A 16,313-nucleotide genomic window follows, 5' to 3' on the forward strand; every position below is an offset into this window, starting at 1 on the left:
TCGTGCGCATGTGGACCCGGAAGAACGCGCTGGGCGGCGTCAAGTTCAAGTCGGAGATGGACGGCCGCGAGGTGGCCGTCCTGCGGTCGCTCGTCGAGTCGGTGGTGGGGCTGCTGGAGCGACGGGGCGCCGAGGCGCCGACCGACGACCTGGCCGAGCTCACCGGCATGCGATCCGGCAACACCTCAGCTCCCGAGGACCCCACGCTCGCGCGGTTGCTTCCCGATTTCCACCGGCCCGAGGGCGCAGACACGGCCGAGTCCGACGCGCTCGCCGAGCAGGCCGACCTCAACGGCGCCCTCCGCAGCCTGTACGAGCCGGACATCATCGACATCAAGCGCGCCGCAGGCGCGACCATCCTGTCGACGCTGCCGAACGGCGGCGGCAAGATCGTTCTCACCCGCGAGCAGGCCGACTCCTGGCTGACCGGGCTGAACGACGTCCGGCTGGCCCTCGGCACCACCCTCGGCATCGATGCGGACACCCCCGACCAACTCGAGGAGGACGATCCGCGAGCACCGCACCTGGACGTCTACCACTGGCTCACCTGGATGCAGGACTCGCTGGTCCAGGTACTCATGCCGTGATGCGCGACCTGCTGTCGGACGTCGCCGGACTGACCGTCGGACACCACCACGTGCTGGATCCCGAGGTCACGCTGTCCGACGAGCACCACGACGGCGTCGGACGCGCGACCGGCTGCACCGTCGTCATGACGGACGCGCCGGTCACCGCGGCCGTCGATGTCCGCGGCGGCGGGCCCGGTACCCGCGAGACCGACCTGCTGGATCCGTCCCACGCCGTGCAGCAGATCGACGCGGTGCTGCTGACAGGCGGTTCCGCCTACGGTCTCGCGGCGGCGGACGGAGTCATGCGCCACCTCGAGGAGCATCGGCGCGGCGTGCGGATGGGCCGAGACGACCGTGTCGTCCCGATCGTGCCGGGCGCCGTGATCTTCGATCTACCGATGGGGGACTGGTCCGTGCGACCGGACGCGGAGTTCGGACGAGCGGCTGCGGCAACCGCGTCCGCCGACTTCGCGCTCGGATGCGTCGGCGCGGGGACGGGCGCGCGCGCCGGGCTCCTGAAAGGCGGCGTCGGCAGCGCGTCGACACGGATCGAGACCGGCGCCGCGGCGGGTCTGGTGGTCAGCGCGTTGATGGTCGTCAATCCCGTCGGATCGGTCTTCGACCCCGCGACGGGTGTCCTGTGGAGTGCGGCGTCCGTCCCGGAGGTGGGCCTGCGAACCCCGAGTGCGGACGACGTGCGGGCGGCCGCCGAGCTCGCGCCGAAGGACACCTCCCTCAACACGACCATCGGCGTCGTCGCCACGGACGCGCAGCTCACCGAGTCGGAGTGCCGGCGGGTGGCCGTCGCCGCACACGACGGGCTCGCACGCGCGATCCGACCGGCCCACTCGCCGCTGGACGGCGACACGATCTTCGCCGTCGCGACGGGACGGGCGGCCGCCCGCCCCGCCGAGGTGGACATGCCGATGATGATGCCCCATCTGGCCGTGCTCGACGGAGTGTGCGCGGCGGTCGCCCCGGTGGTCGAGCGCGCCATCGCGCGGGCGATCCTCGCCGCGACGGCGGTGGCCGGGGTTCCCGCCTATCGGGACGTGTTCCCGAGTTCCGGCGCGTGAGTCCGACCCGCACTCTCGAGTATCGTCGAAACCGGACATCACCTCTCGCCTCACGATCGGGGACGCCATGACCCTCGGAACCTCCGGCGCTCAGCCGGCCACGCAGCCGCGACGCTCGCGCTGGGCGAGCGCCGCCATGGTGATCGGTGGCTTCGTCGCCGTTCTGTACGTCATCGAGGCGGTGGACGTGGCGTCCGGTCTCGCCCTCGACCGGCACGGCATCGGCCCCCGATCGGTCGACGGTCTCCAAGGCGTCGCCTTCGCCCCTCTGCTTCACCACGGGTGGGACCACCTGTTCGCCAACACCGTTCCGCTGCTGGTGTTGGGATTCGTGCTGATGCTCTCGGGCATCGCGCGCGGTCTGGCCGTCACCGCGGTGGTGTGGATCGTGGGTGGGCTGGGCACCTGGCTGACGGGCGAGACCGCGTCCCTGCACGTCGGCGCCTCGATCATCGTGTTCGGGTGGTTGTCCTACCTCATCGTGCGCGGCGTCTTCGCCCGCGATCTCGGGCAGTTGCTCGTCGGGGTCCTGGTGCTGCTCGTCTACGGCAGCGCGTTGTGGGGGGTGCTCCCGACGCAGGAGGACGTGTCGTGGCAGGGCCACCTGTTCGGCGCACTCGCGGGAGTGCTGGCGGCCTGGATGTTCGCCGGTGCCGCACGCCGGGAACGCGCCGCGCGCACGCTCCCGCCGTCGCCCACACTGCACCGGTGACAGGAGCCGTGCGCACCCTTCGGACATCTCACGACACGGTGTGTCGCCGAACTCTCTCGGACCTCTCACCGCGCGTGGCAGCATGACACCCATGCGTCTCACGGTTCTGGGTTGTTCGGGCAGTGTCTCGGGTCCGGACTCGCCGGCATCGGGATATCTCATCGAGGCGCCCGACACCGCTCCGCTCGTCATGGACTTCGGCCCCGGTGTTCTCGGTGCCCTGCAGAAGTACGTGAACCCCGCCGACGTGCACGTGCTGCTGTCGCACCTGCACGCCGATCACTGCCTCGACGTCCCCGGACTGCTGGTCTGGCGCCGGTACGGCCCCACTGCGGTGGAGGGCCGTGCCGTGGTCCTCGGGCCGTCGGACATGGCGTTCCGTCTGGGCGTGGCGTCCGCGGAGAGCGGTGGCCGGATCGACGACATGTCGGACACCCTCGATCTGCGGTACCTCCGAGACGGTTCCGTGGTGACGTTCGGTGCGCTGACCATCGAGCCGCGACGCGTGTACCACCCGCCGGAGTCCTACGGCATGCGCATCACCACCGAGAGTGGAACCGTCCTGGCCTACACCGGGGACACCGGAATGTGCGACGCGGTGGTCGAACTGTCGACCGGGGCCGACGTGCTCCTGGCCGAGGCGTCGTGGACACACGCCGCGGATCGCCCTCAGGGCGTACACCTCTCGGGTACCGAGGCCGGCCGGCTGGCGGCCATGGCGGAGGTCTCGGAACTGCTGCTCACCCACATCCCGCCGTGGACGTCACGCGAGGACGTCGTCGCGGAGGCGAAGGCCGAGTTCGGTGGTCCGGTGCACGCCGTCTCACCCGGCTACGTCGTCGAGGTCTGACCGCTCGCACGTCCCTCGGGGCGCGGCAGTCCGTCCCCGGGCCGTGTCGGCGACCCGACTAGGGTGGCAGGCGTGTCCACACGTGAAGACGGCAGAGCAGACGACGAACTCCGCACCATCACCATCACCCGCGGTTTCACCTCGCACCCGGCAGGATCGGTGCTGGTCGAATTCGGCAACACCCGGGTGATGTGCACCGCCAGCGTGGAGGAGGGGGTGCCGCGGTGGCGCAAGGGATCCGGGCTCGGCTGGCTCACCGCCGAGTACGCCATGCTTCCCGGCGCGACGCACACCCGCAACAGCCGCGAATCGGTGAAGGGCAAGGTCAGCGGACGCACGTCCGAGATCAGCCGACTCATCGGGCGCTCGCTGCGGGCCTGCATCGATCTCGCCGCGCTCGGTGAGAACACCATCGCCCTCGACTGCGACGTGCTGCAGGCCGACGGCGGGACGCGCACCGCGGCGATCACGGGGGCCTTCGTGGCACTGTCCGACGCCGTCACCTACCTCGCTGCTCACGGCAAGCTCGCCGATCCGCAGCCCATCTCCTGCGCCATCGCGGCCGTGTCGGTCGGCGTGGTGGACGGCCGCGTCCGGTTGGACCTGCCGTACGAGGAGGACTCCCGCGCCGAGGTGGACATGAACGTCGTGGCCACCGACACCGGAACACTCGTCGAGATCCAGGGCACCGGCGAGGGCGCGACCTTCCCGCGGTCCACCCTCGACGCCATGCTCGACAATGCCCTCGCCGGCTGCGAGCGCATCTTCGCGATCCAGAAGGAGGCTCTCGCGGCCCCTTACCCCGGTGAGCTGCCCGGTGCCTGACGTACGGCTCCTCGTCGCCAGCCGCAACGCGAAGAAGCTCGCCGAACTGCGGCGGGTGCTCGATGCCGCGCAGGTCGGCGGCGTGGAACTGGTGGGGCTCGACGAGGTCGCCGAGTACCCGGAGACTCCCGAGACCGGGGCGACCTTCGAGGAGAACGCACTGATCAAGGCTCGGGACGGCGCTGCCGCGACCGGAATGCCGTGTGTGGCAGATGATTCGGGGATCGCGATCGACGCACTGAACGGTATGCCCGGAGTGCTGTCGGCGCGATGGTCGGGGCAGCACGGCCAGGACGAGGCGAACACCGCGCTGGTGCTGGCGCAACTGGCCGACGTGCCGGACGAGCGGCGCGGTGCGGCGTTCGTCTCCGCCTGTGCGCTGGTGCTGCCGGACGGACGTGAGCACGTGGTCCGCGGCGAGTGGCGGGGGAGTGTGTCGAGAACCCGTGCTGGAAGCGGTGGATTCGGTTACGACCCGATCTTCGTTCCGGACGGTGCCGGGCAGTCCGCTGCCGAGATGACGCCCGCGGAGAAGGACGCGTCGTCCCATCGCGGCGTCGCGCTGCGCCGGTTGCTCCCGGAGATCACCGCGCTCACGCAGTAGGTCGGACGGCGAAGTCCCGCTTCACCTGCTGGGTGCGGCGGTGCTCGATGACGAACGACAGGAACGGCACGGTGCCGGCGAGGAGCGTGCCGATGGTGCGGCCGACGGGCCAGCGCACCTTCACGGCGAGGTCGAGCGTGACGATCAGGTACGCGAAGTAGACCCAGCCGTGCACGATCGCGATCCACCCGGGCAGGTTCTCGACGCCGAAGACGTACTTGGCCACCATCTCCGCGGTCAGCACCAGCAGCCATACGCCGGTGGCGTAGGCGAGAACGCGATAGCGCAGAAGCGCGGGCTCGATCCGCCGGTCGGTCGGCCGACCCCCGGTGCTTCGAGCGGCGGGACGAGGTTCTGCGGTGCTCACGAAGTGCTCCTGTCGTTCTCGCGGCCGGCGTCCAACTCCGCGAGATAGCTGTTGTACTCCCGCAGTTGACGAGTCTCCTCGTCGTCGGCGGTGTCGTCGGACACGCGGGTCGCCCGAGCTGTCGGGCGCTGCGGGAGGAGATCGGTGGGGATCTCGGTGATCACCGTGGACTCCACCGGTTCGTCCACGGTGTCCTCGAGTTGGACGAACCGTCGGTAGGCGAACACGACGAAGGCGGCGAAGAGGGGCCACTGGAAGGCGTAGCCGAGATTCTGACCCGTGCCGGACGACGATTCGAATCGTTCCCACTGCCAGTACCCGAGCGCCAGGCATCCGCAGGCAGCGACGATGACCAGCACGATGAGTGCTGGTCGGCGCGTCCTGGAGGTGGTGTCCCGGCTCTGATCCACACCACGACGGTACCGGACCGCGCACGGTCAACGACACCGCGTCGTAGGGGTCGTGGTGGGACTCACCTGCTGGTGCGCGAGGGGGGACTTGAACCCCCACGTCCTGAGACACCAGGACCTAAACCTGGCGCGTCTGCCAATTCCGCCACTCGCGCGTGCAGGTGAGTCTAGACGACCTCGGCCGGCACCTCGCGGGTCCGCGGCCTGCGGACGAGCGAACGCTGGTAGCGCCACACCGCGTGCCGCAGCGTCGCGCGGTCGGTGTCGAGGTCACCTGCGACCGCGTCCAGGACGGCGTTCCGGTCCTCGACTCCGTCGACGGTCACGGCGAGTGTCACGCGCAGGAAGTCGTCGACCCCGGCGTCGCTCAGCGGTGACGCCACGCCGAGGGCGCCGAGAAAGCACTCCCATGACAGCTCGCCGACACCTGCGACGGAGACGAACGCGTCGTGCTGCGTCTCGGACCCGTCCACGTCCGTCGCCCCGGTCACCCCGACTGCGAGCAGTGCGGCGGCGACGGCCCGCGCGGCGTCGGCCTTGGTCGAGTGATTCCCCGGAACCCGCTGCCGGTTGTCCACGACGTCGGCATCGAGCGTGGTGAGAGCGCGGAGATCGTCCACCGCGCCGCCGCGCGAGTGCCGCCACGCGGCGATCACCCGGCGCACTCCCGTGGTGGGACCGCCGTACGTCGCTCTCGACGAGAACACGGCGTCGAGGAGAGCGGCCTCGACGTCCCCGGCCCACCCCGGAAACCAGAACGGCCAGGTCTCTCGTGGAATCACCGCGTCGACGGCGGTAGCGGTGGCAGTCCGCGTCCAACGGTCGACGAGCGCTGCGATGGTGTCGGTCATGTGAGTCCCCCCGGTCTCGGTGCACGACGTGTGCGATCAGGAAGGTAGGCGGACGGTCCGACAGGAACCGCCCGTCCGCTGGTATAACGAATTGGTAACGATAAACACGAGGAATTCCTCAGGTTCCGCGCTCGCAGAAACCGCCCTGGTCTGCAGCGATCGACCCTACTTTCGGGTCAGTTGAGCCGCCGTTTCTGGCCACGATCACGACGTACCCGCGGGTAGCACTAGGACGTCAAACAGAACGTGAGGAATTCCTCATGATTCCGTGTCATCCTTGAGCCCACGAGATGCGAGTGGTCCGTCGATGACGACTGCCCACCGTCTCGGGCTCCCGGAGTCTCGTGTCGCCGGTGGCCCAGCAACGTCGAACAACTCAGCCACGTCGAACGAGCCCAGCGTCAGAAGTACCCAGCACCTCGCGATCCGAGGTAGGAGAGGACACGCACGCGTGACCATCAACGAGAGCACTCCCCCCAACCGCCAGCGCTCCACCGATCGGGCGGAGTCGCTCGCGGAGCGGTTCGTCGCGGGCGAGCCCTACGCGTTCGCCTTCGGTGGCCAGGGTGCGCCCTGGTTGCCCACCCTCGACGAGCTGACCCGGGACTGTGCACTCGAGCCGCAGATCACCGATCTCGTCAACACCGCGGCCGACATCCTCGCGCCCGTGGCGCAGGAGCTCCTGGTCGTGCGGCCCCTCGGCTTCGATCCCATCGCCTGGATGCTGGAGCAGGAGCTCGCCGACGATCCGTCGGCCGGTCCGTCCACCGCGGCCCTTGCCTCCGCGGCCGTCTCCGTCCCCGGCGTCCTCCTCACCCAGATCGCCGCACTGCGCGCGCTGTCGGTGCAGGGACTGGACTGGACCGCCACTCCGCCCTCCGCCGTCATCGGCCACTCGCAGGGTGTCCTCGCCGAGGCGGCAGTCGCCGATCTCGGACGCAGTGACGCCGAACTGCTGGCCGTCGCGCAGCTCATCGGTGCCGCAGCCGGTCTCGTCGGCCGCCGCCGTGCCCTCATCGGCTCGGGCGAGCGGGCTCCCATGATCGCCGTCTCCGCCGTCGACCCCGTCCGTCTGCAGGCCATCGTCGACGAGGTCGCGGGCGACGACGCCACGACGTCCGCCGTCGTCGCCATCCGCAACGGTCGCCGCCGCGTCGTCCTCAGCGGTCCGTACACCAAGCTCGTCCGCGTGCAGCAGCGCTGCGAGGAGATCTCGGCCACCGAGACCCGCGAGCGTGACGCCAAGAAGCGTGGCGGCGCGATCTTCGCTCCCGTCTTCGAACCCCTCGACATCGAGGTCGGCTTCCACCACCCGCAGATGGGTGAGGCCGTCGACGTCGTCGGCCAGTGGGCCGAGCGCTGTGGCGTCGACGTCTCCCGTGCCCGCGCACTCGCGCAGGCCATCCTGGTCGATCCGGTCGACTGGGTCGCCGCGACCGAGTCCGTGGTCACCGCCGGCGCCTCGTGGATCCTCGACCTCGGTCCCGGTGACGCCCTCACCCGCCTGACCGCATCGAACATCAGTGGCCACGGCGTGGGCGTCGTCGCCGCGTCGACCCGCACCGGGCACCGCAACCTCCTCACTCCCGGCGCCGCACCCGAGGTGGACCGGCCGTGGAGCGACTTCGCCCCGTCCGTGGTCACCCTCCCGAACGGATACACCGCCGTCGAGACGTCCTTCACCAAGCTGACGGGTCGGTCGCCGATCCTGCTCGCGGGCATGACCCCGACCACCGTCGACCCGAAGATCGTCGCCGCCGCGACCAACGCCGGCCACTGGGCCGAGCTCGCCGGTGGCGGACAGGTCACCGAGGAGATCTTCGCCGGCCACGTCGCCGAGCTGCAGGAGCTCCTCGAGCCGGGCCGGTCCGTGCAGTTCAACTCGCTCTTCCTCGACCCCTACCTGTGGAAGCTGCAGCTCGGCGGCAAGCGCCTCGTGCAGAAGGCCCGCACGGCGGGTGCGCCGTTCGACGGCGTCGTCGTCACCGCGGGCATCCCCGAGCTCGACGAGGCCGTCGCGCTCATCGAGGAGCTGACCGAGGTCGGCATCAGCCACGTCTGCTTCAAGCCGGGCACGGTGGCGCAGATCCGCGCCGTGATCCGCATCGCCAACGAGGTTCCGGACTACCCGGTCATCGTCCACATCGAAGGTGGCCGCGCCGGTGGCCACCATTCGTGGGAGGACCTCGACGACCTGCTGGTAGCCACCTACGCGGAGCTGCGGTCGCACGACAACATCGTCATCTGCGTCGGCGGCGGCATCGGAACTCCCGAGCGCGCAGCCGACTACCTCACCGGACGCTGGTCGGAGGCCGCCGGCTTCCCGGCCATGCCGCTCGACGGCATCCTCGTCGGCACCGCCGCGATGGCCACGCTCGAGGCGACAACGTCCCCCGAGGTCAAGCAGCTCCTCGTCGACACCCCCGGAACGCCCGACTGGGTCGGTGCCGGCACCGCGATCGGCGGCATGGCCTCCGGCCGCAGCCAGCTCGGCGCGGACATCCACGAGATCGACAACGCCGCCTCGCGGACCGGTCGTCTGCTCGACGAGGTCGCCGGCGACGACGAGGCCGTGGCCGCCCGCCGCGACGAGATCATCGCCGCTCTCGACGCCACCGCGAAGCCGTACTTCGGCGACGTCGCGTCCATGACGTACCTGCGCTGGCTCGAGCGTTACCTCGAGCTCGCCGTCGGGCACGACATCGACACCGACACTCCGTGGCTCGACGTCACGTGGCGCGTCCGCTTCCGCGACATGCTCCAGCGCGCCGAGGCCCGCCTGCACCCCGTCGACCGTGGCCCCGTTCCCACCCTCTTCGCCGAGGACGACATCCTCGATCGCCCCGCCGATGCCCTGCGGGCACTCGTCGCGGCCTACCCCGACGCCTCGACGGTCGAGCTGCACCCGGCCGACGTGCCGTTCTTCATCTCGCTGTGCCGCATCCCCGGCAAGCCGGTCAACTTCGTTCCCGTCGTGGACAAGGACGTCCGCCGCTGGTGGCGCAGTGACTCGCTGTGGCAGGCCCACGACGCGCGGTACTCGGCAGACCAGGTCTGCGTCATCCCCGGCACCGTGGCAGTCGCCGGCATCGACCGGCTGAACGAGCCGGTCGGCGATCTGCTGAACCGCTTCGAGAAGGCCACCGCGGACCGCCTGCTCGGCTCCGGCGCGGACTCCGTCGCCGTCGCCACCCGCCGTCATCCCGACATCGCGGGCGGTCTCGTGGGCATGGTGCTCGCCGCTCCGGACATCACCTGGGCATCGCGCCTCGCACCCAACCCCGTTCGTCGACTCGGTGCACTGTCCGAGTGGGACGTCGTGTCCGACGAGGCCGCCACCCACGCCCGTACCGGCGCCACGCTGACCGTCGCCGGCTCGGACCAGGTGCTCCTCTCGGTCCCGCTCTCGCCCGGCAAGAGCGTCGACATCCGGATCACCGTCCCCGCCTCCGCGGTCGACGGCGGAGCGCCGCTCGTCACCGACGCGGACGCCGAGTCGTCGATGTCCGCGCTGCTCGGAGTCGCTGCGGGACAGGAGCTCCCGACCGTCAAGGGCGGCGCTGCTCGTCTCAACATCGCCTGGTCGCCCGACCTCGTCGCCGACCATGCGGGCGTCACCGGCTCCGGCCTCCCCGCGGACTACGGCGTCGGCCACTCGGCCGTGCCCGACGTCCTCGTCGGAGCGTGCTGGCCCGCCGTGTTCGCCGTGCTCGGCTCGGCGCGTACCGCCGACGCCGGCTCCGTCATCGAGGGCATGCTCGACCTGGTGCACCTCGACCACCGCATCGATCTCATGGGCACGCTGCCGGACCACCACAGCATCCTGGTGGTGAAGGCGCAGTCGGGCGAGGTCGTCGACACCGATCTCGGCCGCGTGGTCGAGGTCTCCGTGGAGATCGGCGCCATGCTGGGCGAGGGCCTCGACGCTCCCGTCGTCGCCACCCTCGTCGAGCGGTTCGCCATCCGTGGCCGCACCGGCACCGGCACGCTGTCGGATCCGCCGCGCGCCGGCGGGTCGGTCACCGACGCGCTGGTCGAGACCCCGCGCCGCCGTCGCCGCGACACCACCATCACGGCTCCGCGTCACATGGGTGCGTTCGCTCAGGTCTCCGGCGACCACAACCCGATCCACACCTCGGACGCCGCAGCACGTCTCGCCGGTCTCGGCGATCCCATCGTGCACGGCATGTGGCTCTCGGCTGCCGCGCAGCAGGTGGTCACCGCCGTCGATCCGGCCGCGACGACTCCGCCGCGTCGCCTCACGGCGTGGACCACGCGCTTTCTCGGCATGGTGCGTCCCGGCGCCTCGATCGACGTCCGCGTCGATCGCGTCGGCTACGAGGCCGGTTCCGAGATCGTCGAGGTCTCCTGCAAGGTCGACGGCGACATGGTCATGATGGCCACCGGCCGCATCGCCGCACCGAAGACGGTCTACGCGTTCCCGGGCCAGGGCATCCAGCAGCCCGGCATGGGACTCGACGCACGGGCTCGCTCGAAGGCCGCCCGTGAGATCTGGGAGCGTGCGGACAAGCACACCCGCGCTGCCCTCGGCTTCTCCATTCTCGCTGTCGTGCGGGACAACCCGACCGAGCTGCGGGCCAGGGGAGTGACCCACCGTCATCCCGACGGCGTCCTGCACCTGACCCAGTTCACCCAGGTCGCGATGGCCGTGCTCGGTGTCGCCCAGGTGGCCGAGCTCCGCGAGTCCGGCGCGTTCGTCGAGGACTCGTTCCTCGCCGGCCACTCCGTCGGTGAGTACAACGCTCTCGCCGCCGTCGCCGGGGTCCTGCCGCTCGAGGCCGTCCTCGAAGTGGTCTTCCAGCGCGGCTCCGCCATGCACCAGCTGGTCCCGCGTGATGCGAAGGGCCGCAGCCAGTACCGCATGGCCGCCATCCGTCCGTCCCAGGTCGGCCTCGCCGACGACGACGTCATCGGATTCGTCGAGTCCATCGGTGAGCGCACCGGCGAGTTCCTGCAGGTGGTCAACCTCAACCTGCGCGGCTCCCAGTACGCCATCGCCGGCACCGTCGCGGGTCTCGAGGAGCTCGAGCGCGAGATCGACCGTCGCCGTGCCGAGTTCGGCGGCAAGCGGGCCTTCATCCTGGTCCCCGGCATCGACGTCCCGTTCCACTCCACCGTTCTGCGCGGCGGTGTGGACGACTTCCGGGCTCGTCTCCTCGAGCTGCTCCCGGAGACGATCGACCCGTCGATCCTCGTCGGCCGCTACATCCCCAACCTGGTTCCGCGTCTGTTCACGCTCGATCGTGACTTCGTGCAGGAGATCGCCGACCTGGTGCCGTCCGAGCCGCTGGCCGACGTCCTGGGTCGGTGGGACGACTGGGCCGCCCGCCCGGCCGATCTGTGCCGCGTGATCCTGACCGAGCTGCTGGCATGGCAGTTCGCCAGCCCGGTCCGGTGGATCGAGACGCAGGACCTGCTGTTCGCCGACGAGTCGGACGGCGGACTGGGCATCGAGCGTTTCGTCGAGGTGGGTCTGGGATCCGTTCCCACGGTGGCCAACCTCGCCACCAACACGCTGAAGCTCCCCGGTCGCATCGGCCACCCCGTCGAGGTGCTCAACATCGAGCGCGACGCGGCCGTCGTCTTCTCCACGGACACCGACCCGGAGATGGCGGACGAGCCCGAGTCCGAGACTCCCGCTGCAGATCCGGCGGCTGCCCCGGCAGCCGTCGCCGCCCCGGTCGCTGCTCCCGCGGCACCGGCCGGTGGGCCGCGTCCCGACGACATCGCGTTCACGGCGTCGGACGCCACGACCGTGCTGATCGCCCTGTGGACCAAGCTCCGCATCGATCAGATCGGCCCCGCCGACACCATCGAGGCACTGTGCGACGGCGTCTCGTCCCGGCGTAACCAGCTGCTCGTCGATCTCGGTTCCGAGCTGTCGCTCGGTGCGATCGACGGCGCGGCCGACGCCGACATGGGTGCCCTCGCCGGCACCGTCAACAAGCTGGCACGTACCTACCGTCCGTTCGGGCCGGTGCTCAGCGACTCGGTGAACGATCACCTGCGCAAGGTGTTCGGACCGTCGGGACGTCGTCCCGGCTCCATCGCGGAGCGCGTCGCCAAGGTGTGGCAGCTCGGTGACGGGTGGGCCCACCACGTCACCGCCGAGGTCGCTCTCGGCACCAGGGACGGCGCATCGATCCGCGGCGGCGACCTCGGTGGTCTCGCGGACGGTGCCGTCGCCGACGGTGCCGCGGTCGACGCGGTCATCGACGCAGCCGTGACTGCGGTCGGTCAGCGACGCGGCATCCAGGTTTCCATGCCCTCCAGTGGGGGCAGCGGCGGCGGTGGCACCGTCGACGCGGCCGCCCTGGGTGAGTTCACCGAGAACATCACCGGGCGCAGCGGAGTGCTGGCCTCGGCGGCCCGACTGGTCCTCGAACAGCTCGGATTCGCCGAGAACCTCACCCTGCCCGAGGCGGACGCGAGCGAGGCCGAGCTGGTCGACCTGGTGTCCACCGAGCTCGGCACCGACTGGCCGCGTCTGGTCGCTCCGTCGTTCGACGCCCGCAAGGCGGTGCTGATCGACGACCGCTGGGCCAGTGCGCGTGAGGATCTCGCCCGGCTGTGGCTGGGGGACGAGAAGGCTCAGGCACTCGCTGTCGACACTTTCGCCGGAACCGGCACGGCGGTCGCGTCCCAGGCGAGCTGGTGGCAGCAGAAGGCCGACGCCCAGGGGCGCGGCGACCTGGCGGCCACCTACGGCGCCATCGCGTCGGCTGCGGCGCAGTCGACCGAGGCGTCCACCCGCTGGGCCGGACAGGTCGCGGTCGTCACCGGCGCCAGCAAGAACTCGATCGCCGCTGCGGTGACCGGGGAACTGCTCGCCGGCGGTGCGACCGTGTTCCTCACCACCTCGCGTCTCGACGAGAGCCGAGTCGGGTTCTACCGTGAGCTCTACCGCACGAATGCCACTGCGGGAGCAGCCCTCTGGGTGGTCCCGGCGAACATGGCCTCGTACGCCGACGTCGATGCCCTGATCGAGTGGATCGGCAGCGACCAGATCGATTCGGCCGGTGGCGCGAAGAAGCTGGTCAAGCCCGCCGTCACCCCCACGATGCTGTTCCCCTTCGCGGCACCGCGGGTCGCCGGCGAGCTGTCCGACGCCGGTGCCCGCGCCGAGATGGAGATGCGCGTCCTGCTCTGGTCGGTCGAGCGTCTCATCGGTGGTCTGTCGAAGATCGGTCACGACCGCGACGTCGACACCCGTCTGCACGTGACACTTCCCGGTTCGCCGAACCGTGGACTGTTCGGTGGCGACGGTGCCTACGGCGAGTCCAAGGCAGCGCTCGACGCCGTGGTGAATCGCTGGAAGGCGGAGCGCACCTGGGCCGAGCGAGTCACGTTGGTGCACGCCCGTATCGGTTGGGTCCGCGGCACCGGCCTCATGGGTCACAACGACCCGGTGGCCAACGCTGCCGAGGCGGCCGGTGTGCGCACCTGGTCCACGGCGGAGATGGCCGAGCAGCTGCTCGCCACCTGCGACGAGGAGTCCCGGACCGCCGCCGCGCAGGCACCGCTCGAGGTCGATCTCACCGGCGGCCTCGCCGAGGCGGGCCTCGATCTGGCCGCACTCGCCAAGCAGGCGGCCGACGAGGCCGTCGCGGACGACGCCGTCGCCGAGGCACTCGCCACCGTCGACGCGCTTCCCGCGCCGCCGCGGCTCGACGAGCAGCCCGCAGCACCCGCGTGGACCGCTCTGGACATCGAGCCGTCCGAGATGGTCGTCATCGTCGGTACGGGCGAGCTCGGGCCGTACGGCAGCGCACGCACCCGCTTCGAGATGGAGGTCGACGAGAAGCTCTCGGCGGCAGGCGTTCTCGAACTCGCGTGGAACACCGGTCTGGTGGTCTGGGAGAACGATCCCAAGCCGGGGTGGTACGACGCCGAGTCGGGCGATCTGGTGCCCGAGGCGGAGATCGCCGACCGGTACCACGACACGGTCGTCGAACGCTGCGGTATCCGGCAGTACGAGGACGACGGCGCGATGGTGAACAACACCGCGCCGCTGCTCACCTCGGTGTTCCTGGACAACGATCTGACGTTCGTCGTCGGCAGCGAGGCGGAGGCACGCGCCTTCGTCGGTGCCGATCCCGAGCGGACGGTCGTGAACCAGAACGCGGAGGGTGACTGGCAGGTCACGCGCAAGGCGGGCACCGAGATCCGCGTACCGCGTCAGATGAAGCTGACGCGCACGGTCGGTGGTCAGATCCCCACGGGATTCGACGCCACCAAGTGGGGCATCTCGCCGGACATGGCGAGCTCCATCGACCGGGTCGCGCTGTGGAACATCGTCTGCACGGTCGACGCGTTCATCACCAGCGGCTTCACCCCGTCCGAGCTCATGCGCTGGACGCACCCCTCGCTGGTCGCCAATACGCAGGGCACCGGTATGGGCGGCATGGAGTCGATGCGCTCGCTGTACATCGACACCCTGCTGGGTGACGCTCGTGCGAACGACATCCTGCAGGAAGCGCTGCCGAACGTCGTTGCGGCGCACGTGGTGCAGTCGTACGTCGGGTCCTACGGCGCGATGATCCACCCGGTCGCGGCCTGCGCCACGGCGGCGGTCTCGGTCGAGGAGGGCGTGGACAAGATCCGGCTCGGCAAGGCGACGTTCGTCGTGGCCGGCGGGTTCGACGACCTCAGCACCGAGGGCATCATCGGCTTCGGCGACATGTCGGCGACGGCGGAGGCCTCGGCGATGCACGCCAAGGGCATCTCGGATCGCCGGTTCTCCCGAGCCAACGACCGTCGACGCGGTGGTTTCGTCGAGTCGCACGGCGGCGGAACGATTCTGCTGGCTCGCGGTGACCTCGCTCTGGAGATGGGCCTGCCCGTCCTCGGTGTCGTTGGATGGGCGCAGTCCTTCGGTGACGGCGTGCACACGTCGATCCCGGCTCCCGGTCTCGGCGCCCTCGGCGCTGCCCGCGGCGGTCAGGACTCGGCGATGGCGTTGTCGCTCAGCGCACTCGGCGTCTCCGCGGACGACATCGCGATCGTCTCCAAGCACGACACGTCGACCAACGCGAACGATCCCAACGAGGCGGAGATGCACACGCGTCTGGCCCGAGCACTGGGCCGCACAGAGGGCAACCCCCTCTTCGTGGTCTCGCAGAAGTCGCTGACCGGACACAGCAAGGGCGGAGCTGCCGCCTTCCAGCTGATCGGTCTGTGCCAGGTGCTGGCCGAGGGCGTCGTCCCGCCGAACCGCAGTCTCGACTGCGTCGACGACACGATGACCGAGTTCGAGAACCTGGTCTGGGTACGCGAACCGCTGCGCTTCGGGGAGAGGCTGCCGTTCAAGGCCGGTCTGCTGACCAGCCTCGGCTTCGGCCACGTGTCCGGCATCATCGCCGTGGTGCACCCGCAGGCGTTCCTCGAGGCGGTTCCGGCCGCGCAGCGCGAGGAGTACACGGCGAAGGCGCAGGCACGTGTGGTGGCAGGCAAGCGGCGGCTGATGGAGGCGATGTGCGGCGGATCCTCGCTGTACGAGCGTCCGGAGGATCGCCGACTGGGCCACGACGGCACCTCGAGCGATGCGAAGCACGAGCTCGAGATCGATCTGCTGCTGAGCGAAGATTCTCGCCTCGGCGCCGACGACGTCTACCGTACGGTGGCCGAGTGAGCATCCTGGGAGTCGGTCTGGATCTGGTGTCGGTCTCGGAGTTCGCCGAGCAGATGGAGAAGGTCGGGACCACCATGGTCCGCGACAGCTTCACTGCCGGCGAGCGCCGCCACGCCGCCACGCGCAGTGCGGACCCCGCGCGGCACTACGCCGCGCGGTGGGCCGCCAAGGAAGCGGTGCTGAAGGCCTGGGCCGCATCACGTTTCGCTCGTGCGCCCCAGATCGGCGACAACCCGTACCCGCTGATCGAGGTCGTCAACGACGCGTGGGGACGTCCGTCGATCAAGCTGCACGGCATGGCCGCGGAGTTCCTGCCGACGGTCAAGATCCACCTGTCGCTGACCCACGACGGCGACATGGCGGGAGCGGTGGCGATCCTCGAGGAGTGATCGTCAGA

The 16,313-nt window shown here is 70.3% G+C and carries 11 protein-coding genes and 1 tRNA gene; 8 read left to right on the forward strand and 4 right to left on the reverse strand.

Translation table 11 applies throughout. The features are described from left to right. Positions 1-2 precede the first annotated feature (2 nt). From HQ308_RS18050 to rdgB, 6 genes are all read left to right on the forward strand, one after another. Positions 3-587, forward strand: coding sequence for a DUF2017 domain-containing protein (locus HQ308_RS18050; protein WP_056448931.1), 585 nt, complete (start codon positions 3-5; stop codon positions 585-587). Beyond that, positions 587-1,645, forward strand: a complete 1,059-nt coding sequence (locus HQ308_RS18055) for a P1 family peptidase (RefSeq protein WP_222647417.1) — start codon at positions 587-589, stop codon at positions 1,643-1,645. Before HQ308_RS18050 ends, HQ308_RS18055 begins: the two co-directional genes overlap by 1 nt. Before the next feature lie 67 nt (positions 1,646-1,712). Then, positions 1,713-2,357 carry a rhomboid family intramembrane serine protease gene (locus HQ308_RS18060; RefSeq protein ID WP_204868616.1) on the forward strand — a complete coding sequence of 215 codons (645 nt, stop codon included), beginning with the start codon at positions 1,713-1,715 and terminating at the stop codon, positions 2,355-2,357. 91 nt (positions 2,358-2,448) lie between these two features. Beyond that, positions 2,449-3,207: a cyclic nucleotide-degrading phosphodiesterase gene (locus HQ308_RS18065; protein ID WP_037185729.1), complete on the forward strand. Its 759-nt coding sequence runs from the start codon at positions 2,449-2,451 to the stop codon at positions 3,205-3,207. Positions 3,208-3,279: 72 nt separating this feature from the next. Further along, the gene (gene rph / locus HQ308_RS18070; protein ID WP_027505493.1) at positions 3,280-4,032 is read left to right on the forward strand and encodes a ribonuclease PH; all 753 of its coding nucleotides are present in this window, start codon (positions 3,280-3,282) and stop codon (positions 4,030-4,032) included. Continuing rightward, entirely contained in the window at positions 4,025-4,636 is a 612-nt protein-coding gene (rdgB, locus tag HQ308_RS18075) for an RdgB/HAM1 family non-canonical purine NTP pyrophosphatase (protein ID WP_308115815.1), read from the forward strand. The genes rph and rdgB overlap by 8 nt, the downstream gene beginning before the upstream one ends. On the opposite strand, the gene HQ308_RS18080 is transcribed toward rdgB, so the two are convergent. The 4 genes from HQ308_RS18080 to HQ308_RS18095 form a co-directional block, all read right to left on the reverse strand. Next, the gene (locus HQ308_RS18080) at positions 4,626-4,940 is read right to left on the reverse strand and encodes a DUF3817 domain-containing protein (protein ID WP_373425275.1); all 315 of its coding nucleotides are present in this window, start codon (positions 4,938-4,940) and stop codon (positions 4,626-4,628) included. The genes rdgB and HQ308_RS18080 overlap by 11 nt on opposite strands. 59 nt (positions 4,941-4,999) lie before the next feature. Continuing rightward, positions 5,000-5,413 (reverse strand): transcriptional regulator, encoded by a 414-nt coding sequence (locus tag HQ308_RS18085; protein ID WP_204868612.1) that lies wholly within the window; start codon positions 5,411-5,413, stop codon positions 5,000-5,002. A gap of 70 nt (positions 5,414-5,483) precedes the next feature. Then, a tRNA-Leu gene (locus tag HQ308_RS18090) sits at positions 5,484-5,568 on the reverse strand. Positions 5,569-5,580: 12 nt separating this feature from the next. Further along, positions 5,581-6,264, reverse strand: coding sequence for a hypothetical protein (locus HQ308_RS18095; RefSeq protein WP_222647419.1), 684 nt, complete (start codon positions 6,262-6,264; stop codon positions 5,581-5,583). A gap of 451 nt (positions 6,265-6,715) precedes the next feature. Here HQ308_RS18095 and HQ308_RS18100 point away from each other — a divergent pair, with 451 nt between their 5' ends. Both HQ308_RS18100 and HQ308_RS18105 read left to right on the forward strand, forming a co-directional pair. Then, entirely contained in the window at positions 6,716-15,916 is a 9,201-nt protein-coding gene (locus HQ308_RS18100; RefSeq protein WP_308115816.1) for a polyketide synthase, read from the forward strand. Then, entirely contained in the window at positions 15,913-16,305 is a 393-nt protein-coding gene (locus tag HQ308_RS18105) for a holo-ACP synthase (protein ID WP_027505498.1), read from the forward strand. Before HQ308_RS18100 ends, HQ308_RS18105 begins: the two co-directional genes overlap by 4 nt. The last annotated feature ends 8 nt before the right edge of the window (positions 16,306-16,313 follow it).

It is taken from the genome of Rhodococcus sp. BP-241, assembly GCF_019836145.1.
In the GTDB taxonomy this organism is placed as follows: Bacteria; Actinomycetota; Actinomycetes; order Mycobacteriales; family Mycobacteriaceae; genus Rhodococcoides.